General features: G+C 42.1%; 17 protein-coding genes and 1 pseudogene. 13 read left to right on the top strand and 5 right to left on the bottom strand.

Annotated features, from left to right (window positions below; genetic code table 11):
• Positions 1 to 1025, top strand: a 1025-nt coding sequence (locus L1272_RS20570; RefSeq protein WP_235374195.1) for a sensor histidine kinase, incomplete at its 5' end; no start/stop codon positions are given.
• Between the two features lie 66 nt (positions 1026 to 1091).
• Positions 1092 to 1580, top strand: coding sequence for a hypothetical protein (locus L1272_RS20565; RefSeq protein ID WP_235374194.1), 489 nt, complete (start codon positions 1092 to 1094; stop codon positions 1578 to 1580).
• On the opposite strand, the gene L1272_RS20560 is transcribed toward L1272_RS20565, so the two are convergent.
• From L1272_RS20560 to gltB, 4 genes are all read right to left on the bottom strand, one after another.
• Positions 1573 to 2265, bottom strand: a complete 693-nt coding sequence (locus L1272_RS20560) for a response regulator (RefSeq protein ID WP_235374193.1) — start codon at positions 2263 to 2265, stop codon at positions 1573 to 1575. The two genes, L1272_RS20565 and L1272_RS20560, sit on opposite strands and share 8 nt — an antisense overlap.
• 12 nt (positions 2266 to 2277) lie before the next feature.
• Positions 2278 to 2490, bottom strand: a complete 213-nt coding sequence (locus tag L1272_RS20555) for a hypothetical protein (protein ID WP_228290467.1) — start codon at positions 2488 to 2490, stop codon at positions 2278 to 2280.
• 262 nt (positions 2491 to 2752) lie between these two features.
• Complete coding sequence (locus tag L1272_RS20550) at positions 2753 to 4168, bottom strand: FAD-dependent oxidoreductase (protein ID WP_138600457.1); 1416 nt, start codon at positions 4166 to 4168, stop codon at positions 2753 to 2755.
• A gap of 9 nt (positions 4169 to 4177) precedes the next feature.
• A complete protein-coding gene (gene gltB, locus L1272_RS20545) occupies positions 4178 to 8635 on the bottom strand; it encodes a glutamate synthase large subunit (protein ID WP_187489315.1) in 4458 nt (1485 codons plus the stop codon).
• Positions 8636 to 9331: 696 nt separating this feature from the next.
• Between gltB and L1272_RS20540 the strand changes: the two genes are divergently transcribed.
• The 6 genes from L1272_RS20540 (at position 9332) to L1272_RS20515 (ending at position 16549) form a co-directional block, all read left to right on the top strand.
• On the top strand, positions 9332 to 10585 hold the full coding sequence (locus tag L1272_RS20540; protein WP_235374192.1) for an efflux RND transporter periplasmic adaptor subunit: 1254 nt from the start codon (positions 9332 to 9334) through the stop codon (positions 10583 to 10585).
• A 21-nt stretch (positions 10586 to 10606) separates the two neighbouring features.
• Complete coding sequence (locus L1272_RS20535) at positions 10607 to 11314, top strand: ABC transporter ATP-binding protein (protein WP_054551528.1); 708 nt, start codon at positions 10607 to 10609, stop codon at positions 11312 to 11314.
• A gap of 2 nt (positions 11315 to 11316) precedes the next feature.
• Positions 11317 to 12630, top strand: a complete 1314-nt coding sequence (locus L1272_RS20530; RefSeq protein WP_235374191.1) for an ABC transporter permease — start codon at positions 11317 to 11319, stop codon at positions 12628 to 12630.
• A gap of 11 nt (positions 12631 to 12641) precedes the next feature.
• Positions 12642 to 13847 (top strand): ABC transporter permease, encoded by a 1206-nt coding sequence (locus L1272_RS20525; protein ID WP_054551530.1) that lies wholly within the window; start codon positions 12642 to 12644, stop codon positions 13845 to 13847.
• Between the two features lie 81 nt (positions 13848 to 13928).
• Positions 13929 to 15257 carry a sigma-54-dependent transcriptional regulator gene (locus tag L1272_RS20520; protein ID WP_054551531.1) on the top strand — a complete coding sequence of 443 codons (1329 nt, stop codon included), beginning with the start codon at positions 13929 to 13931 and terminating at the stop codon, positions 15255 to 15257.
• On the top strand, positions 15257 to 16549 hold the full coding sequence (locus L1272_RS20515; protein ID WP_235374190.1) for a sensor histidine kinase: 1293 nt from the start codon (positions 15257 to 15259) through the stop codon (positions 16547 to 16549). Before L1272_RS20520 ends, L1272_RS20515 begins: the two co-directional genes overlap by 1 nt.
• Positions 16550 to 16603: 54 nt before the next feature.
• Here the strand turns inward: L1272_RS20515 and L1272_RS20510 are convergent, their stop codons facing one another.
• Positions 16604 to 16942 carry a Grx4 family monothiol glutaredoxin gene (locus L1272_RS20510; protein WP_054551536.1) on the bottom strand — a complete coding sequence of 113 codons (339 nt, stop codon included), beginning with the start codon at positions 16940 to 16942 and terminating at the stop codon, positions 16604 to 16606.
• 264 nt (positions 16943 to 17206) lie between these two features.
• Between L1272_RS20510 and L1272_RS20505 the strand changes: the two genes are divergently transcribed.
• The 5 genes and pseudogenes from L1272_RS20505 to L1272_RS20485 form a co-directional block, all read left to right on the top strand.
• Positions 17207 to 17788, top strand: a complete 582-nt coding sequence (locus L1272_RS20505; RefSeq protein WP_054551537.1) for a superoxide dismutase — start codon at positions 17207 to 17209, stop codon at positions 17786 to 17788.
• Between the two features lie 239 nt (positions 17789 to 18027).
• Entirely contained in the window at positions 18028 to 19950 is a 1923-nt protein-coding gene (locus tag L1272_RS20500; RefSeq protein ID WP_235374189.1) for a PrkA family serine protein kinase, read from the top strand.
• Positions 19951 to 19976: 26 nt separating this feature from the next.
• Complete coding sequence (locus tag L1272_RS20495) at positions 19977 to 21263, top strand: YeaH/YhbH family protein (protein ID WP_130167088.1); 1287 nt, start codon at positions 19977 to 19979, stop codon at positions 21261 to 21263.
• A 20-nt stretch (positions 21264 to 21283) separates the two neighbouring features.
• Entirely contained in the window at positions 21284 to 22798 is a 1515-nt protein-coding gene (locus tag L1272_RS20490; RefSeq protein ID WP_235374188.1) for a SpoVR family protein, read from the top strand.
• Between the two features lie 6 nt (positions 22799 to 22804).
• Positions 22805 to 23090 (top strand): annotated as a pseudogene (locus tag L1272_RS20485) (universal stress protein); the annotation flags it as partial.

Genomic DNA, 23090 nt, shown 5'->3' with positions numbered 1-23090 from the left:
AGACAGCCGCAGTTTATGCCGAACTTATCGGTGACTACAAACTCGCAACTGAGCAATTGAAGCTTGAAAATAAACTAGCCGAGTCTTTGTTTGAAGAACATTTAAATCAAGCCGTTGAAAAAAACAAAAAGCAATTAACAGCAATCGAGCAACAGCAACGTATTGATGATGAAGTGCAAAAAAATAAGCTCACTACTGCACAAATGAATAACCAACGACTAGAAAAACAGATTTGGTTATTGTCTGCGGGTATTGTTTTGTTGTTCACGACTCTTGCGCTCGTGCTTTATTACTTCAAGCATCGAAAAGCGCTATTTAAAGCAAAACTTTATCAATATAACCTGCTTGAAAAAGACAAAATGCTTGCTGATATATCCCATGAATTACGCACCCCTTTAAGCGTATTAAAACTGCATATAGAAGCACTTGAGCTCGATATTCAAGAAAACCGCGATCTAGCCTATAGCAAAATTAATGGCAAAATAGCGCAACTTAACAACCTAATTTCAGATGTGTATCAGTTATCTCAAGCAGAAAACAAGACTCTCGCGCTAAATCTCCAACGCTTAAATGCTGCAAATGTCTTTGCTGAGTACGAGCAAGACATGCGTCATTATGTTCGCAGCCACCACCTGACATTTTTTTCAGACATTATTATTGCTAATGATGTAGAGATCACGGTAGATAAACAAAAGCTCGATCAGATCCTTAATAATATTTTTACTAATGCCTGCCTATATACCGACAGCCCTGGTCATGTTCGGCTCAAAGTGAGAACTAACAAGCAAGAGCTGTTTATTCAAGTAGATGATACTTCTCCGGGTGTAGGTAAAGCCCATATAGGCAAACTCTTTGACCGTTTATATCGTGTTGAAGAATCTCGAAGCCGCGCATCAGGAGGCTCAGGTTTGGGGCTATCAATTTGCCAGAGTTTTGTCGAATTAATGTCTGGCAGTATCAGTGCATTACCGGGTAAGTCGGGTGGATTATGTATCCGAATTTTACTGCCTTTAAGCAATAAATAAGCTTCTCCATTTTTCCACCATATTTTATTGCTTAAATAGCATAATAAATTACTGTGGAATGGAACCATGTCAGAGTCATTAAAGCATGCTCAATGGGCAAAATCTGTTGAGCGTAAACACCGCCAAAGCAAAGTTAAAAAAACCAAAAAATCACCTCTTTCTATCTGCGCCGCGCTTGCTTGTGTGCTATTGAGTGCTGGGTTTTATTATGCGAGTTATGAAAAACCGAAAGAGTATCCACCGTTATCTGCAGCTGCGAAACAGCGTATCTCGCAATTTTTTGCCAAACAGTTTTTACTGGGGCAATGGCGCTTAAATAAAATTAACTACTCATCTGATGCAATTCAGGTGTATGTGCAAACGCCAAGCAAAATTGCTCTAGAAGGTGAAGCTTTGAGTCAATATTTACATTACGCTTTATGCCCTGTGGCTAGCAAACGCATTTGGCAAGATATCAAAACGAGGGAATTATCAGTGTATGTGTTTAGCCATTCGATTCGAAAAGGTGATCGAACAGTATGTAATTTAGAAAGCGATGAACGCCAAATCAATTGATTTGACGTTCATCATAGCGATAGCCAGCACCATAAACGGAAGCGACTATCTTAGGAGAGAAATCTAAACTCTTAAGCTTTTTGCGAATATTTTTAATATGGCTGTCGATTACCCGATCGGTAATATCAAAGTTGTTTGGTTGGATATGGTCAAGTATCTGCTGCCTAGAAAAAACACGCTTTGGGGCTTTGTACAAAAGTTTAAATACGTCAAATTCCACTTTTGTTAAACCTAAAGAGACACCTTTAATTTCAACTTCAAGCGCATCTTCTATTAAGCAAATTGCATCAGTCGCTTGCACTACTACATCGGTACTAGGTGCTGACACACAACGCCTTAAAATAGCTTTAACACGCATCACCAGCTCTGCGCCGCTAAAAGGTTTACAAACATAGTCATCGGCACCATGTTCTAGCCCTTTTAGCCTATCAGCCTCTTCAACTTTAGCGGTTACCATAATAATCGGTACCATAGAAAAAGCGCGGATCTGCTTCATGCACTCCACGCCATCTAAATTGGGTAACATTACATCTAAAATTATCGCATCCGGATTATTTTCTTTAACCCACGACACCACAGCACTGCCATCAGTGATGTGGTGAGTAGTAAAGCCAGATGCATTAAAGAACAACAGCACTTGTTCTGCAATATCTAAGTCGTCTTCAACGACTAATATCTGCGGCATTTCTATTTCCGTTTATATTTTTTTTATTGTTCTAAGTTGTTGCTTCACCATCGCTTTAAGCGTATCTGATAAGGTTTCATCTAATAAAACCATAGTCAGAATATCGTGCAGATCTTCACTATTCATAACCTCATTGAGTAAATCATTTTCAGATTTCGAATTTGGCTGAAAAAAGCTTAACTGCTCGTCATTTGTGTGTTCGCAAAACATTTTCTTTTTATCCATGTTGTTAGCATCAAATATTAAGATGGGCTTCTGCCTCTACTAAATATTAAAACGCAACAATATGGAGCAAATATGGAGTTAGTACGAAATAATGAATTTTTTCTGTTCAACAGTTAGATTCATTCCTAGATTTTAGGTAATAAGCGCTATTTTTTCATTATTTTTCTAAAACTAGGTTAAATTTTCGTATCAATAAAATGATAGGCAATAAAAAAGCAAGCTCGGTAGCTTGCTTTTAAAAGTGTTGAATGGCGCCTTAGAATTAAACGCCTAAATAATCCATAATCCCTTCCGCGGCATTTCGGCCTTCGAAAATAGCCGTTACCACTAAATCTGAGCCGCGGACAATATCGCCACCGGCAAAAATCTTAGGATTGGTTGTTTGGTGAGTAAATTCACCTTTTTCTGGTGCATTGATGCCACCCCAGTGATTGATTTCAACACCGTACGGTTCTAACCAATCCATTTTATGAGGTTTAAAACCAAACGCCATGAGCACTTTAGTTGCTTCAATAACATGCTCAGAACCCGCAACTTCTTCAGCACGACGACGACCATTTTCGTCCGGTTCACCAAGTTGGGTTTTCACCATCTTAACACCAGCAACTTTCCCTTGCTCGTCAACCACAATGCCTTTTGGCTGAACGTTAAAGGTAAACTCAACGCCCTCTTCACGAGCATTTTTAACTTCGCGCTTTGAGCCTGGCATGTTTTCTTCGTCACGACGATACGCACAGGTAACCTGTGTAGCGCCTTGTCGGATAGAGGTTCTCACACAGTCCATTGCTGTATCACCACCGCCTAACACGACAACTTTTTCGTTCGCCATATCGATATAAGCTTGCTTGTCTTCTGCATAGCCCATAACACGGTTAGTGTTACCAATTAAAAACGGCAGTGCATCAAACACACCCTCTGCATCTTCATTCTCAAGGCCTGCACGCATACTTTGATAGGTACCCACCCCTAAGAATACGGCATCATATTCAGCCAAAATTTCATCAAGGGTAATGTCAACGCCAACTTCAGTGTTTAGCTGAAACTCAACTCCCATTTCCGTGAAAATTTCACGACGCTTTTGCATTACTTCTTTTTCAAGTTTGAATGAAGGAATACCAAACGTAAGAAGGCCACCGATTTCTGGGTGACGGTCAAACACCACAGGCTTAACACCGTTACGTACTAAAATATCCGCACAACCTAAGCCCGCTGGACCTGCACCAATGATAGCCACTTTTTTGTCAGACCATACCACATACGACATATCTGGTTTCCAGCCCATTTTAAATGCCGTATCAGTGATGTACTTTTCGATATTACCGATAGTGACAGCACCAAACTCTTCTTCAAGTGTGCAAGAGCCTTCACACAAGCGATCTTGTGGACAAACTCGTCCACACACCTCTGGTAAGCTGTTTGTACGGTGAGACAGCTCTGCCGCTTCTAAAATACGGCCAGTACGAATGAGTTTTAACCATTGTGGAATATAGTTATGCACTGGGCATTTCCATTCACAGTATGGATTACCACAATCTAAACAGCGATCCGCCTGTGAGTTAACTTGTGTCTCAGAAAACGGCTCGTAAATTTCTACGAAAGATTGTTTACGTGCTGAAATTGGCTTTTTGCGCGGATCAACACGTTGTACATCGATAAACTGGTATACATTTTCGCTCATACTACCCCCTTACTGAGCCTGAACACGAAGCTCTGCGCTACTGCGCGCTCGGTGTCCGAGTAAACTTTTTACATCACTAGACTTTGGCTTAACTAATTTAAACATTGGCATGTATAAATCGAAGTTAGCTAAAATCTGCTCAGCGCGGTTTGAGCCGGTAAGCTCTAAATGCTCAGCAATGAGGCCGCGTAAATGTTCTTGGTGTGACGCCAACCCTTCAAGGGTAACAATTTCAACAAGCTCAGGGTTAATGCGTTTTTCAAAGTCGTTGCCTTCATCAAGAATATACGCAAATCCCCCTGTCATACCTGCACCAAAGTTAATACCCACTTTGCCAAGTACGCAAACCACACCACCTGTCATGTATTCACAGCCATTGTCACCAACACCTTCTACAACCGCTTGAACGCCTGAGTTACGCACTGCAAAACGCTCACCGGCACAGCCTGCAGCAAATAACTTACCGCCTGTTGCACCATATAAACAGGTATTACCGGCAATAGTCGCTTTGTGACTTTCAAAAGATGAACCCAGCGGTGGGCGAATTACTAGCTTACCGCCAGCCATGCCTTTACCAACATAGTCATTGGCATCACCAACGAGTGTCATTTCAAGGCCACCCGCATTCCATACACCAAATGATTGACCCGCTGTACCATGAAGCTCAACAGAGACAGGATCAGCAGCCATACCTTGGTTACCGTGTTTAGAAGCGATATAGCCAGATAACATAGCGCCCACTGAACGGTCTGTATTGCAAATACGGTTAACCAGTGAAATACCTGATTTTTCATCAATTGCTTGTTTAGCTTTTTCAAGCAAGGTTTCATTTAGCTGACCTAAGTAGTGTGAGCTATTTGGCGCACTACAATACAGTGTTTCACCCGTTGGGTTGTTAGGCACAGCAATCACAGACGACAGATCGACTTTCTTTTGTTTCTCTGTGTTGCCTTCGATTGCTTCAAGTAAGTCCAAACGACCAATTAAATCTGTTAAACGAGTTACACCTAAACTTGCCATAATTTGGCGAGCTTCTTCGGCTATAAACTTAAAATAGTTCATCGCCATTTCTGGTAGGCCATGATAATGCTTTTGGCGCAGCGTATCGTCTTGCGTTGCAACACCAGTCGCACAGTTGTTTAAGTGACAAATACGTAAATATTTACAACCAAGTGCCACCATAGGGCCAGTACCAAAGCCAAAGCTTTCAGCACCTAAAATAGCCGCCTTAATGATATCTAGACCCGTTTTAAGACCACCATCTGTTTGCAAACGAATACGGTGACGTAAACCATTTTCTACCAGCGCCTGCTGGGTTTCAGCAAGACCAAGCTCCCAAGGGCTACCTGCATACTTAACAGAAGTAAGCGGGCTTGCACCTGTACCACCGTCATAACCAGCAATGGTAATTAAATCGGCATAGGCTTTAGCTACGCCTGTTGCGATAGTACCTACGCCCGGCTCAGAAACGAGTTTCACCGAGATCAGTGCATCTGGGTTTACTTGTTTTAAATCGAAAATAAGCTGGGCTAAATCTTCAATCGAGTAAATATCGTGATGCGGCGGAGGCGAAATCAAGGTCACACCTGGCACTGAGTAACGTAATTTTGCAATATACGGCGTTACTTTTTCACCCGGTAATTGACCACCCTCACCTGGTTTTGCACCTTGCGCCACTTTAATCTGAATGACATCAGCGCTACGTAAGTAATGTGGTGTAACACCAAAACGGCCCGAAGCAACTTGCTTAATACGTGAGTTTTTCTCTGTACCGTAGCGAAGCTTGTCTTCACCACCTTCACCAGAGTTTGAACAACCCCCTAAGCGGTTCATTGCAATCGCGAGTGCTTCATGTGCTTCTGGCGATAATGCACCAATACTCATTGCTGCTGAGTCAAAACGTTTGTAAAGCTCAGTTGCTGGCTCTACGTCATCAACACTCACACCGCTTTCAGGAATTTTCACCGCCAACATGTCACGTAAATTGGTGATCGGACGGTTATTTACTAAATCAGCATAAGCCAAGTAATCTTTATAATCCCCAGAGCGCACTGCCTTTTGCAGTGTTTGAATAACATCTGGGTTATAAGCATGGTACTCACCACCGTGAACATATTTTAGTAAGCCACCATGACTTAATAACTTACGTTTACTAAATGCCAGCTTATGAAGTTTACGTTGGTCATCATCAAAATCAGTAAAACACGCCCCTTTGATACGACTAGCTACACCGTTAAAACAGGTTTCTACAACCGCATCTGATAAACCAACTGCCTCAAATAACATCGAGCAGCGGTACGAAGCGACAGTACTGATCCCCATTTTCGACATGATTTTATACAGACCCTTGTTAATCGCATTACGATAAGCAAGCGTTACTTCGCAATAGCTCTTGTTTAAAATCTTTTTGTCACTCATTGCAACTAATGATTCATATGCAAGGTACGGATAAATTGCCGTTGCACCAAAACCAAGTAATACCGCAAACTGATGCGCATCACGGACACTACCCGATTCGATGATGATATTAGATTCACAACGTAAGTTATTATCGACTAAACGCCTTTGAATTGAACCAACCGCCATCGCAGCCGGGATCGGCAAATGCGTTTCGCTAAAGTTACGATCACTTAAAATAAGCATGACACAGCCTGACGCTGCTTTTTCTTGTGCTTCATCACAAATACGTGTGATTGCGTTTTCTAAGCCTTCTTCTAGTGTGTAAGTGATATCAATTTTACAGTAACTGTAATGCTCATCGTCAGCATTGATCAGCTGTTGCATATCAGCGTACATCAAAATCGGCGTATCAAACTGTAATCGCTTAGCGTGGCCGGTTGTTTCGTTAAATACGTTTTGCTCACTACCAATACAGGTTGCCAGTGACATAACGTGATTTTCACGAAGTGGGTCAATTGGTGGATTGGTTACTTGCGCAAATTTTTGTCGGAAGTAATCAAACAGTGAGCGATGGCCTTCTGACAGAACCGCAAATGGCGTGTCATCACCCATTGAACCTGTTGCTTCTTGACCATTTTCACCCATTACACGAATTACACTATCAAGCTCTTCGTTGGTGTAGCCAAACATTTTTTGATACTTAAGCAGTGTTTCGTCATCAAAAGAACGGTTACCGGCATCTTTTTCAGATAACTGTTCAAATGGCGTTAAACGCTTAACGTTTGCTTCAAGCCATGCTTTATATGGATGGCGTGACTTAAGATCTTGGTCAATCTCATCTGAATGCCAAATTTTACCTTGATGAGTATCAATTACTAATAACTCACCTGGGCCAACACGGCCTTTCTCAACCACTTCGTCTGGCGCGTAGTCCCAAATACCGACTTCTGAGGCAAGGGTAATAAAACCGTCTTGAGTGATTACATAGCGCGCTGGGCGTAAACCGTTACGGTCAAGGTTACAAGCAGCAAAACGACCGTCAGACATGACAATACCAGCTGGGCCATCCCATGGTTCCATATGCATTGAGTTAAAGTCATAGAATGCACGTAAGTCATCATCCATAGCACGGTTTTTTTGCCATGCTGGCGGCACAAGCATACGCATTGCACGGAATAAATCCATGCCACCCGCTAAGAACAACTCAAGCATATTATCTAAGCTAGAAGAGTCTGAGCCGCTTTCGTTCACGAAAGGCGCTGCTGATTGCAAATCAGGAATAAGTGGTGAGGCAAACTTATACGCACGGGCACGAGCCCATTGGCGGTTACCTTGAATCGTATTAATTTCACCATTATGTGCTAGATAGCGGAATGGTTGCGCCAGTGGCCAACGAGGTTGTGTATTAGTAGAGAAACGTTGGTGGAATACACAAATCGCACTGGTCATGCGGATGTCAGCTAGGTCTAAATAAAAGTTAGGTAAGTCTACAGGCATCATTAAGCCTTTATAGACAGTAACTAAACCAGATAAGCTGGCAATATAAAAATGTTCATCGTTTTCGAGGCGCTTTTCAGCACGACGACGCGCTACATACAAGCGACGTTCTAAATCTTTTGGACGCCAGCCTTCTGGTGCGCTTACAAAAATTTGTTCAAAGCCTGGTAGTTGTTTTTTTGCAATTGGCCCTAAACATGACGCATCGGTAGGTACTACGCGCCAGCCTTGAATGCTCAAGGTTTCTTTTTCGAGTTCTTCACTCAACACATCTTTAGCTGTTTGCGCAAGTACAGGATCGGCATTTAAAAATACCATGCCAACGGCGTAGTTCTTTCCTAAATGCCAATCATGTTCGCTGGCTATAGCACGAAAGAAGCTATCAGGTTTTTGCATTAATAAACCACAGCCATCACCTGTTTTACCATCAGCAGAAATACCCCCACGGTGTTCCATGCGATCTAAGCCAGTGATTGCTGTTCGAATCAAGCGGTGACTCGCCTGACCATTGACCTGGGCTATTAAGCCAAAGCCACAATTATCTTTTTCTAATTTTGAGTCGTATAACATAGACCCCTCCCCTTGCTACAACGACTAGCGGTTCAGTCTTTTGTGACAGTGCTAGCAGACGAACAAAACTATCGCCAAATACCTCATGAGTCAATAGAGTTTTGAATACATATTCATATTCATGAATATTTCTCACTTAAAGCACTTTTTAAATTCTATGCTATTTTTTTTACATTTAGTCGTATTTTACCCGTTATTTTTTTATGACACTGGTGTCAAATTTAACAACTTGTAAAAAAACAATCTAAAAACCCGCCGATTTACGTTAACGTAAACTGCGCTTTGTTTTGAATAATTATTCAAGATATGAATATCAATGCAGTTTTTTACGGGGTCTCGCCTAGCCTAACTGCATCATTATTTACTCTTGGCTTTAGCATAGTTACAAACTACGTATCTGAGCAGACTACCTTAGTCGCAATGACTGAGTTCTTTACCCTTGCGTCAACAATCAGCAATTTAAAAGTGTCCGCAGCGGACACTTTTTCTGTCCGCGGACAGACATTAACTCACTGTTAAAACATAAAATAATTAAAAATCAATAAATTAAAAACTGGCACGCTACTGGTATAGATAAGACATCAGCGAAATTGAGGATTTCAAAATGTTCACTATCAGTTTGTTTATGGCTTCTCCACTTACCATGCTTGCCGTTGGCTTCATGATTGTGTGTTTTGAGAATCGTAAGGAGTTATGATGATTAAGGATACCAGTGCCCAAGATATTACCGTGGCCAAGAAAACCACCATTAAAAAGCCACTTATACTAGCTGCAAGTGTAATACTTGTTGGTGCACTCGGCTTTCAAGCATTGTTTGCCAGTAACGATGGCAGCATTTCGGTTGATGCAGCAAGCCTACAAATTAGTGAAGTAAGCCAAAAGACACTCACCAGAGATGTAGCAGCAAGCGGTAAAATCGTTGCAGCTAATGCGCCAAAGGTTTATAGCCCAGAACGCGGCTTTGTCGATTTAAAAGTAAAAGCCGGTGACAGCGTTGAAGTAAATGAAGTGATCGCAACCGTAACCAGCCCTGAGCTAACCAACGAGCTAAAACAACAACAATCAGTATTAGCGCGATTAGAAGGCGAATTACAGCGCAAGCAACTTGAAGCGCGCAGACAAAAACTAAGCCTGACTAAAGCGCTCGATTTAGCGCAAGTTGAACTCAATGCCGCAGATAGAGAAAACCGCCGAGCTAAAATCTCAATCGAAAAACATTTAATTAGCCAAATAGATTTAGAAAAAGCCGTTGATGACTTAGCTCGTGCCAAGCTGTCTTATAAGCACGCCGAGCAAGAAGTCAGCTTAGCTAAAGATACCCTCGCATTTGAGCTAAAAGCTGCAGAGCGTGATCTGGCACGTCAGCAACTAATTGTTGATGACTTACTCAGACAAGTAAATGAACTCACTATTACCGCGAGTGTAAGCGGCATTGTGGGTAACTTATTAGTGCAACAAAAAGAAGCGGTCACACAAAGCCAACCATTAATGACATTGGTCGATTTAAGTAACTTTGAAGCAGAACTGCAAGTACCAGAAAGTTACGCCAATGAGCTAGGTCTTGGTATGCAAGTTGAGCTTACGTTAGGTAGTCGTCATGTCACAGGCACGCTATCGGCTATATCACCTGAAGTGAATAACCGTGAGGTGACAACCCGCGTACGTTTTGACAATGAGATTTCTGGCATCCGCCAAAACCAACGCTTAACCGCACGTATTTTATTAGAGAATCGCGACGATGTATTACAAGTAAAACGCGGCGCATTCTTACAACAAGGTGGCACCTATGCCTATAAGGTTGACGGTGACATGGCTTATTTAATCGATATAAAAACCGGTGCAAGCAGTATTAATGCTGTGGAGATAATTGAAGGCGTAGAGCCTGGCGATAAGTTAATTATCTCGAACTACGATCGCTTTAAAAAAGCACCCACACTGGTTTTACGCTAACAAATAAAAGGAATAATCAACATGCTTACAATGAACAACATCAGCAAAGTGTATCAAACAGATATGGTACAAACACATGCCCTTCGTGACTTTAATCTACAAGTAGAAGAAGGTGAATTTATTGCCGTAACAGGGCCAAGTGGCTCAGGTAAAACCACATTTTTAAACATCGCCGGTATGTTAGAACCCTTTAGCGAAGGCCAATACATGCTAGACGGTATTGACGTGGGTAAGCTAAACGACAACCAGCGTGCAGATCTTCGTAATCAAAAAATTGGTTTTATTTTCCAAGGCTTCAACCTTATTCCAGATTTGAACCTCTATGAAAATATTGAAGTACCACTGCGTTATCGCGGTATCAAAGCCGCCGAGCGTAAACGCCGAATCGAGCAATGCTTAGAGCAAGTTGGTTTAGCATCACGCGCTAAACACTTACCGCAACAACTTTCTGGTGGCCAACAACAACGTGTAGCTATTGCCAGAGCCCTTGCTGGTGAACCGCGCTTTTTACTTGCCGATGAGCCGACCGGTAATTTAGATAGTTTAATGGCCCGTCAAGTAATGGAGCTACTTGAGCAAATCAACCGTGATGGCGCAACCATCATCATGGTTACCCATGATCCTGAGCTTGCCCGCAGAGCACCACGTAATATCCAAGTTGTTGATGGCCAACTCGCTGACTTCACCTTGTATCAAGGTACTCAAAACCTTAAAGCGGCTGGAGTGTAACCATGTTCCTTCATTATTTAGATTTAAGCTGGCGCAGCTTTAAGCGCACGCCACTTGTGAGCTTTTTAATGGTACTGGCCATTGCCATTGGTATTGGCGTAACCATGACCAGTTTATCTGTGTACCACATGATGTCGGCAGACCCTATTCCTGAAAAAAGTAGCGACCTTTATACAGTACAGCTACAAACCATGGATGAAGGCCGTACGTGGTGGACAGTCGATAACATGCCACTGCAATTAACTTATCAGGATGCCGTTAATCTTAATCAAGCAAATGCGGGTGGCAAACGTGTCACTATGGTTAGAACGGGTTTTTCGGTTTATTTAGACTCAGATAAAGTTAAACCATTTATTGGTCAAGCTCGCCTAACCACGCCTGATTTTTTCGATATGTTTAACCTATCGTTTATTTACGGTGGGGTTTGGAGCACGCAACAAGAAGCCGATGCAGCCCCTGTTGTGGTGATCAATAAAGAATTAAACGACAAGTTATTCGCAGGTGAAAACCCTGTCGGTAAAATGGTGTACCTCGATGATGCCAGCTACGAAGTTATTGGCGTGATTGATGATTGGGATATCACCACCAAATATTATGATCTGAACAACGGTGCATTTAATAAGACCGAGCAACTATTTTTACCATTTAGCCTAATGAAAGCACGCCAGCTTGAAAACTGGGGTAATACCAATGGTTGGAAGCACGAAAAAACCAATACCTTTAACGACAAACTCAATTCTGAAATGGTGTGGTTACAATTTTGGGTTGAACTAAAAACACCTGCAGAAAAACAAGCTTACCAAGACTTTTTAATGGCCTATATGCAAGAGCAACAAAAGCTAGGTCGTTTTAACCGCGAAAAATTAACCGCCACCTTACGCGATGTAAATGAGTGGATGCAGTACAACAATGTCGTTAGCGAAGACAACGAAATTCTGGTTGGCCTAAGCTTTATGTTTTTAGCAGTATGCCTTGCCAACATTTTAGGTTTATTACTAGCGAAATTTTTACGCCGCGCTCCTGAGGTTGGTGTGCGCCGTGCATTAGGTGCCAGCAAACGCCAAATATTCTTTCAACATATTGTTGAGGTCGCGATGTTAGGTTTCTTAGGTGGCATCTTCGGAATTATTTTAGCGCAAGTGGGCTTATTAGGCGTACGTCAAAGCTATAGCTACTACCAAAGCTTAGCCACTATGGATTTAACCATGCTACTCAGCGCACCTGTGATTGCAATTAGCACCTGTGTGATAGCGGGTCTGTACCCTGCTTGGCTGGTATGTAAAACCAACCCTGCTATTTATCTTAAGAGCCAATAAGGAAGACACCCATGTTAGAAATTAAACCTATCTTTCACGCCTTATGCCGCTCAAAAGTTGGCGCCATTTTATTACTGATCCAAATTGCCATCACCACTGCAATTGTTAGTAACGCAGCGTTTATTATTCAAGACAGAATTAGCTATTTAAGCCAAGAGACTGGCTATCCTGAACAAGACATTTTCGTTTTTAATGTCATGATGTTTGGCAAAGATGTGTCGCCGTCACAGCAATATGAGCTTGATGAAGCCATGCTTCGTCAAATACCTGGTGTTGTTGATGCTGCTTATTCAAGTAATACACCGCTTTCGGGCAGTGGCTCTTCGTCAGATTTTAGTTTAAAGCCAGCACCTGAAGAGAGTAAATCAGCGCGTAGCTCTTACATGTTTATCGATGAGCATGGCATTAATACTTATGGTGTAAAACTCATTGCTGGGCGTAACTACACCGAAGACGAAGTGATCGTCACCGATAACTATGATGAGCTTTCAAAAGTAACCGTTGTCACTAAAACTCTACTCGATGAGCTGTTCCCTGACGGCAATGGTTTAGGTCAAACTGTCTATTTTGGTGACATTCCAATGAAAGTAATTGGTGTTGTTGAACTTATGAAAGGCCCATGGCTTAAAGACAGCCGTCCAGATAACGTAGCACTGCTGCCTTTTATTAAGCCTGGTACAAATGCACGCTTTGTGGTTAGAACAGAGCCTGGTCAACGTCAATCAGTCATGAACCGTGTTGAAGAAGCCATGCTGAAAAACTACAACAAACGCGTGATTTCTCGCATTCGTGGCTTAGATGACGATAAAGAGTCATACATGGCTGAGGATACATTAATGATGCGCATGCTGATTGTACTTATTACTATTTTAGTGTTGGTGACGGCCCTGGGTATTTTCGGCCTAACGCTGTTCAATATTAGTAAGCGTACTAAACAAATAGGTACTCGCCGTGCTTTAGGGGCCAGAAAATCGGCCATCATCAGCTACTTCTTAGTTGAAAACGCCATGATATGTATAGTTGGTTTAGTGATTGGTGTGATTGCTGCCGTGTATTTAGGCCAGGTGCTCATGCAGCACTTTTCAATAGCTCAGCTTGATATTAGCTACGTGCTTGCTACGGCGCTGGCAGTGTTCGTTATGAGTTTATTAGCAGTACTTGCACCTGCAAAACGGGCGGCGAATATCTCACCGAGCATTGCAACTCGAACAATTTAGTTCTCCCAACCTATGCTACACTGGATTAACAGTGTAGCATTCATCTTGCACCCTTATTAGGAAAATAACTAAAACAATAATATGGAAAAAATACTTATCGTCGACGATAACCCAGCAATTTTGGATGCATTGTCGTTATTACTCGAAATTCACGGTTTTGATGTTGTTACCGCAAGTAACCCGTTTGAGGCAATTCAAGCCGTACAATACCAACGCATAGCGCTTGTTATTCAAGACATGAACTTTACCGCCGACACCACTTCCGGCGAAGAAGGCAAAGAACTTTTTTATGCCTTACGAGAAATTAACCCTCACCTACCGATTATTTTGATCACCGCATGGACAGAGCTTTCTACTGCCGTTGAACTTGTCAAAGCAGGGGCTGCTGATTATTTACCAAAACCATGGGACGACGCCAAGCTACTTACTTGTGTAAATAATCTAATCGAACTGGGTAAAGCAAAACAGCAAAACGAGACTTTTACCCGCCACCAGCAAGAGCGTGACGCATCTGTACGACAAGCAAATTTGGTGGGCTTGGTTTATAAAAGTACCGCTATGGAGCACATTGTTAATCTTGCGATTCAAGTGGCTAAATCGGATATTTCAGTACTGATCACAGGCCCCAACGGCAGTGGTAAAGAACGCATTGCACAAATAATACAAGCCAATTCATTATTAGCAGATAAACCCTTTATCACTGTTAATGCCGGTGCTTTGCCAAGCGAGCTTATTGAGGCTGAGTTATTTGGTGCCGAAGCGGGCGCTTATACAGGTATTACCAAGCAGCGTATTGGTCGTTTTGAAGCGGCCGATGGTGGCACCCTATTTTTAGACGAAATTGGTAACTTGCCACTTTCTGGGCAAATGAAATTATTACGCATTTTACAAACCGGTGAATTTGAACGTTTAGGTTCAACACAAACACGTAAAGTGAATGTGCGGGTGATTTCAGCAACCAATGAAGATTTAAGCCATGCAATTAAAACAGGTCAATTTCGCGAAGACCTTTACTACCGCTTAAATGTAATTGAGTTAAATTTACCAAGCCTTGCCCATCGCCCAGATGATATTTTAGCTTTAGTCGCACACTTTTTACCTGAGCGCACACTGTCGCTAAGTACAGAAAAAGCCCTGCTCGCCCATAGTTGGCCGGGTAATGTTCGTGAGCTTGAAAATGCCTGTAAACGCGCTGGCGTTTTAAAACCCTCAGGGGTGATTGAGCTTGCTGATTTTGGCTTACAAGTTGAAACAAACAGCCCAACACAAACAAGAGCAGAGCCTAACAAACAGGAGATCGAACTTGCCATGCGCGAATACAAAGGTGTGATTGCTAAAGTGGCTCGCCATTTTGGTTTAAGCCGCCAAGCGCTTTATCGCAGGCTTGATAAATTTAAGATTGAATACTAATGCGTTTTTCGTTTCGATATAAAATCATAACCTTATGTATTGCAGCGTCTGCATTGCCGCTAATATTGGTGTGTTATTTTGCGGGCATAAGCTTGCTTTACAGCCTATTAGCCCTACTCGCTTGCACCTTGATAAGCGGATTTTTTGCCGCGCAATTATCAGCTCCGCTCATTGATGGCATGAACTCGCTCGAAACCGGGCTGCTTAATTTTAAAGATGGTGAGCTGGCTACATTATTAGCCTATGATGGCAGTGATGAGCTAGGTGATTTATGCCGGCTTTATAACCAAACTGCAAAACAGCTTCGCCAAGAAAAGCAATGGATTTATCAGCGTGAGCTGATGCTCGATAAAGTACTGCAAAGCTCGCCACAAGCTGTGCTTTTGACTAACGACCAAGGCTTTATTGTGTATAGCAACCATAGCGCTCGCAGCTTACTCGATGCTAAATCAGCCCTTGAAGGCGCCAAGCTAGAAAACTTATTAGATTCAAGCTGCGAGCAATTAACGCGTGCCATACACAAAGGTGTTGATGGCTTATTTACCTTCGACAAAGCAGATCAAGAATCACAAACTTGGCATATGGCAACAGGCCGATTATTACTTAATAATCAGTTTCACCAACTGTATGTTTTTAAACAACTGACCCGCGAACTAAGCCGCCAAGAAGTAGAGGTATGGAAAAAAGTTATTCGTATTATTAGCCATGAGCTAAACAACTCCCTAGGGCCAATGTCGTCGATGCTTCATAGCGCGCAACTTTTAACAAAAGAAGTCGATGAACCACGCTTAAAACGGGTATTTACCACCATTGAAGACCGCATAAAACACCTTAATGAGTTTGTACAAGGCTATGGTAAATTTGCCAAGTTACCCACCCCTCAACTATCAACTCTTAACTGGCCTACGCTGATTGAGCAATTAAAAAGTCAGTGGCAAGTCGAGGTTTCACTTGATGAGCGTGTAACAACTGACGCTGATCACACTCAGCTCGAACAATTACTTATAAACTTATTAAAAAATGCCTATGAGTCAGGGTCAAACCCCGAAGATGTCAGCTTAACAGTACAACAAGAAGCAAGTGGCACACACATCACAGTGAGTGATAAAGGCAAAGGTATGAGTGAAGCTGTAATGGCTAACGCACTTATACCCTTTTACTCCACTAAAGCAACAGGCAGTGGCTTAGGGCTAGCACTGTGCAGAGAAATAGTTGAAGCACACCACGGGCAAATTAGCTTACATAACCGCGAGCAAGGTGGATTAAGCGTGCATGTTTTGCTGCCCGCGTAATACAACAGATACAAAAAAGCCGCAATCAGCGGCTTCTTTCAACACTAAATATAATTATTCAGCGTCTTTTTCTTTGTACTTTGCAGCTGTTTCAGTGATTAGTGGCTGTAATTCACCACGTTGAAACATTTCGATGATAATGTCACAACCACCGATAAGCTCGCCTTCTACCCATAACTGTGGGAATGTTGGCCAGTTTGCGTATGCAGGTAACTCTGCACGGATATCTGGGTTAAGTAGAATGTCAACGTAAGCAAACTGCTCACCACACGCCATAAGTGCTTGTGATGCTTGTGAAGAAAAACCACAGTTAGGTAACTTTGGTGATCCTTTCATGTAAAGAAGAATTGGATTTTCAGAAATTTGCTGTTTAATTTTATCGATGGTTTCCATTTACAACCTCAAAAAAGACATTGGCTTACTACATTGGCCTTGAAAAAGTTTCACTGTGGCCTCAGATATATAACTTAAAATCGGCATTCGTAGCCACAATTTTAAATAGTCTTTAGCAATAGCATTGCTGTTTGCTAAAACTTGAGTAAAATACTCAACAATTATAGTAACACTATAATACCACTTGGTATAGGGAAGTACGCTGTTTACCTTGCTATTACCTATAACTGAGTGGACTATCAACCAAGAAGATGGAGATAAAAAATGGCATTTGAACTACCGTCACTACCATACGCAATCGATGCATTAGAGCCACATATTTCAAAAGAGACTCTAGAGTTTCACCACGGTAAACACCACAACACTTACGTTGTGAAATTAAACGGTCTGATCCCAGGCACAGAATTCGAAAACAAATCTCTAGAAGAAATCGTATGTTCTTCAGAAGGTGGCGTATTTAACAATGCTGCACAAATCTGGAACCACACGTTCTACTGGAACAGCCTATCTCCAAACGGTGGTGGCGAGCCTACAGGCGCAATCGCTGACGCGATCAACGCTAAATGGGGTTCTTTCGACGCATTCAAAGAAGCGTTAAACGACAAAGCAGTAAACAACTTCGGTTCAAGCTGGACTTGGTTAGTTAAACTAGCTGACGGCACTCTTGATATCGTTAACACATCAAATGCTGCAACGCCATTAACTGATGAAGGTGTTACTCCAATCCTAACTGTGGATCTTTGGGAACACGCTTACTACATCGATTACCGTAACGTTCGTCCAGATTACCTAAAAGGTTTCTGGGCATTAGTTAACTGGGACTTCGCGAACGCTAACTTCGCTTAATCTTCTGTTACTAGCAGTAATCAAAAAAAGACGCTTCGGCGTCTTTTTTATTGCCAGTGCACGCCCCTTCTAAGTCGCAGCCAAGCCCTCAGCCAAAAAGCGTAATCAAGATGAGCTTTTTTCAATTAAATTCTTAATTTTCTTGCGCAAAAATTCAAAATCGTGACTAAGCTTTAATTAGCCTTTGCTTTTCTCTTAATCTAATTACACGTCATTTTAGCGGGTTTTCGGAGGTCTCTATGAGTATTTTTGAGCATTACCAATCACGATACGAAGCAGCGCAAGAAGAAGAATACAGTATTGAGGAATTTCTCGAGATCTGTAAGAAGGATAAATCAGCTTATGCCAGCGCACCTGAGCGGCTATTGATGGCCATCGGTGAGCCGGAGATTATCGACACTTCAACCGATGTGCGCTTAAGCAGGCTGTTTTCTAATCGCGTAGTCGCACGCTACCCTGCATTTCACGATTTTTATGGTATGGAAGATGCCATTGAGCAAATCGTTTCTTATTTAAAACATGCTGCGCAAGGCTTAGAAGAATGTAAGCAAGTACTGTATTTACTTGGCCCAGTAGGTGGTGGTAAATCATCCATTGCTGAAAAACTAAAATACTTAATGCAGCAGGTACCTATTTACTCAATCAAAGGCTCGCCTGTTAACGACCACCCTTTAGCGTTATTTGACCCAAATGAAGACGCTGAACTTTTAGAAAAAGAATACGGCATTAAACCGCGTTATTTAAAAACGGTGATGTCACCGTGGGCTGCAAAACGCTTAAGTGAATTTAATGGTGATATTAGCCAATTTAGAGTGGTTAAGCGCTTTCCATCTATTTTAAATCAAGTCGCGATTGCGAAAACTGAGCCCGGCGATGAAAACAATCAAGACATTTCAGCGTTAGTTGGTAAGGTAGATATTCGCCAGCTTGAGCACTTTGCACAGAACGACCCTGATGCCTACGCCTACTCAGGTGCACTTTGCTTAGCAAACCAAGGCTTAATGGAATTTGTGGAAATGTTTAAAGCGCCAATCAAGGTGCTACACCCACTGCTTACAGCAACGCAAGAAGGCAATTACAACGGCACAGAAGGCATTAGTGCCCTGCCGTTCAATGGCATGATTTTAGCTCACTCAAATGAATCTGAGTGGCAAACATTTAAGAACAACAAAAACAATGAAGCATTTTTAGACCGTGTTTACATCGTCAAAGTGCCTTATTGTTTGCGTGTATCTGAAGAAGTTAAAATTTACAATAAACTACTCGAAAACAGTGAATTACATGATGCGCCTTGTGCACCGGGCACACTAAAAACACTGGCGCAATTTACCACCCTTTCGCGTATTAAAGAGCCAGAAAACTCAAGTATTTATTCAAAAATGCGGGTGTATGACGGCGAAAGCTTAAAAGATACTGATCCGAAAGCGAAGTCGTATCAAGAATACCGCGATTACGCGGGTGTTGATGAGGGCATGACCGGGCTTTCTACTCGCTTTGCGTTCAAGATCCTATCGCGGGTATTTAACTTCGATACCACTGAAGTGGCAGCCAACCCAGTGCACTTATTCTATGTTCTTGAACAGCAAATTGAGCGAGAGCAATTTACCGCCGATGTTGAAGAGCGTTACTTAAGCCACTTAAAAGGATACCTCATTCCTCAGTATGTAGAGTTTATCGGGAAAGAGTTACAAACAGCCTATTTAGAATCGTACTCTGAATATGGGCAAAACATCTTTGACCGCTACGTCACTTATGCAGATTTCTGGATCCAAGATCAAGAATACCGCGACCCAGATACTGGCCAGTTATTTGACCGTGCTGCGCTTAACGCAGAGCTTGAGAAGATTGAAAAACCTGCGGGTATTTCAAACCCTAAAGATTTCCGTAATGAGATAGTTAATTTCGTACTGCGGGCGCGTGCCCACAACCAAGGCAAGAATCCGCTTTGGACCAGCTACGAAAAACTTCGCACAGTTATTGAGAAGAAAATGTTCTCAAATACCGAAGATCTGCTGCCGGTTATTTCATTCAATGCGAAAACCTCTGCAGAAGATCAGAAAAAACACGAAGACTTTGTCAATCGTATGGTTGAGAAAGGCTATACCCAAAAACAAGTACGTTTACTTTCTGAATGGTATTTACGCGTTAGAAAATCGCAGTAAAAAACGTTTGTTTTAAGGGGGTTGTTATGGCGCATTTTATTGACCGACGCCTGAATGGAAAAAACAAAAGTACCTTGAATCGTCAACGATTCATCAGGCGTTATAAAAAACAGATTAAAGAAGCGGTATCTGATGCCATTAATAAGCGCAGCGTAACCGATACCACCAGCGGCGAGAGTATCTCTATTCCGCAACGTGATATCAGTGAGCCTATTTTTCATCAAGGACGTGGTGGCGACCGTGAACAGATCCACCCAGGCAATGACCAGTTTTCTACGGGCGACAAAATCAAGCGCCCGCAAGGAGGCGGTCAAGGTGGTGGTAGCGGCGAAGGTGAAGCCAGTGACTCTGGTGAAGGACAAGACGACTTTGTATTTTCTATTTCAAAAGATGAATACTTAGACTTATTGTTCGAAGATCTTGAACTGCCCAACCTGCAACAAAACCAGCTCGATAAACTGGTGCAAATGAAAACCCATCGCGCTGGTTTTTGTAACGACGGCATGCCAAGCAATATTGATATTGTTCGCTCATTACAAGGCTCGCTTGCTCGAAGAGTGGCGATGACTGCAGGCAAAAAACGCCACCTTGCAGAGCTTGAAGGTCAGCTCGCTCTGCTACAAGCTGAAGAGCAGCCAGACAAGGCAGCCATTGCGTTACTTGAACGTCAGATTGAGGAGCTGCAAAACCGCATAAAAGCAGTGCCATTTATTGATAATTACGACTTACGTTTTCGTAATTATGAAAAGCAACCACACCCAACAAGCAAAGCTGTGATGTTTTGTTTAATGGATGTGTCTGGCTCGATGGATCAAGCCACGAAAGACATGGCAAAACGCTTTTATATTCTGCTTTATCAATTTTTAACTCGTAGCTACAAAAATATAGAGGTTGTCTATATTCGTCATCATACCCAAGCGAAAGAAGTTGATGAGCAAGAGTTTTTCTATTCTCAAGAAACGGGTGGCACCATAGTATCAAGTGCATTAAAACTGATGAACGAAATCATCGCTGAACGTTATAACCCTGAAGAGTGGAACATTTACGCAGCGCAAGCCTCTGATGGTGATAACTGGGCTGATGATTCGCCAAACTGTGGCGAAATTTTACGTAATAAACTGTTAAAGGCGGTGCGCTATTACGCCTATATCGAAATTACCGCTCGTGCTCATCAAAGTTTATGGCGAGAGTATCAATCAATAGTGCAAACCCACGACAATTTTGCCATGCAACACATTCGTGGCGTTGAGGACATTTACCCTATTTTCCGTGAATTATTTAAAAAGAATCGTCAGCAGCAAGGCGCCGCATAGCCTTGCCAGTGAGGTAAAGTATGGCCGATAAACGTATTAGCGACGGTCCTGATTGGACATTTGATCTATTAACAGAGTATCAAACTGAAATTGAACGGGTAGCGAAAATTTATAAACTCGATACCTACCCTAATCAAATTGAGGTGATCACTGCTGAACAAATGATGGATGCCTATTCGAGTGTGGGTATGCCGATTGGCTATAGCCACTGGTCGTATGGTAAAAAATTCATTCAAACAGAGCAGAATTATAAGCGTGGGCAAATGGGCCTCGCTTATGAAATTGTTATTAACTCAGATCCTTGCATTGCCTATTTAATGGAAGAAAACACCCTGCCAATGCAAGCCTTGGTAATGGCCCATGCCTGTTATGGTCACAACTCATTTTTTAAAGGCAATTACTTATTTAAAACCTGGACTGATGCCAGCTCAATTATCGATTACTTATTATTTGCCAAAAACTACATTGCCAAGTGCGAAGAGAAACACGGTATTACCGAGGTCGAAAACCTGATTGATTCATGTCATGCATTAATGAATTATGGTGTTGACCGCTACAAACGCCCGCAACGTATTTCACTTTATGAAGAGCAAAAACGCCAACAAGAACGTGAAGACTACCTACAATCGCAAGTCAACGAGCTGTGGCGCACAATCCCTACTTCGCAGCAAGAGTCGAAAAAGCGTGAGCGCCGTTTTCCTGAAGAGCCACAAGAAAACATTTTGTATTTCATCGAAAAAAATGCGCCGCTGCTAGAGTCATGGCAACGAGAAATAATTCGAATTGTGCGTAAAATTTCGCAATATTTTTATCCACAAAAACAAACGCAAGTGATGAATGAAGGTTGGGCTACGTTTTGGCATTACACCATTTTGAACCACTTGTACGATGAAGGTAAGCTTACCGATGCCTTTATGCTCGAGTTTTTACAAAGTCACACCAATGTGGTGTATCAACCACCCTACAACAGTAATTATTATTCAGGCATTAACCCCTATGCTCTTGGCTTTAACATGATGGTTGATATTCGCCGTATTTGCGAAAACCCAACAGAAGAAGACAAGAAGTGGTTTCCAGAGTATGCCGGCAGTGATTGGTTAGAAACCTTGCACTTTGCAATGCAAAACTTTAAAGACGAGAGCTTTATTAGCCAGTTTTTATCGCCAAAAATTATCCGTGATTTTAAGCTCTTTACCATTATTGATCATGAAAAAGAGCCAACCCTCAATGTCGGTGCCATTCATGATGAAATGGGTTATCACCAAGTTCGTGAAACCCTGTCGGCACAATACAACCTAAGTAATCACGAACCAAATATTCAAGTCTATAATGTTGATATTAGAGGAGATCGTTCACTTACTCTGCGTTATGTACCCCATAACAATATTCCTTTAAACAAGTCTAAAGATGAAGTACTAAAACACCTTTACAGGCTATGGGGCTTTAAGGTAAAACTGGAACAAGAAAGCGCAACAGGTGAAGTTTCATTATTGGGTGAATGCCCAAACAGTGATGCCCGACACACAACAGAGTAACCAAAAATGAATAAAAAGATATTGGTGATCATCGACTCAACGGCCGATGCTAAAACATCTATATTACATGCAAGACAAAAAGCCAAAGGCATGAAGCATATTGATATTGTTGCTTTTAGCTACGAAGACACCAATAACATTTTATTCTCTATTCCACCTGATGAAGCGCTGGCTATTCAAGACAAAGAGCTTGCTAAAGTACGTGCAGCACTTGGTCCACTTATCAGCGAGTATTTAGATGATGGTAGCTATACTTTGCAAACCCTGTGGCATGAAAGCCCAGTACAATGGC

Origin of the sequence: Pseudoalteromonas sp. PAST1 (assembly GCF_021532515.1) — a bacterium.
GTDB classification, from domain to species: Bacteria; Pseudomonadota; Gammaproteobacteria; order Enterobacterales; family Alteromonadaceae; genus Pseudoalteromonas; species Pseudoalteromonas simplex.
This window is presented reverse-complemented; position numbering and strand designations above follow the sequence as displayed.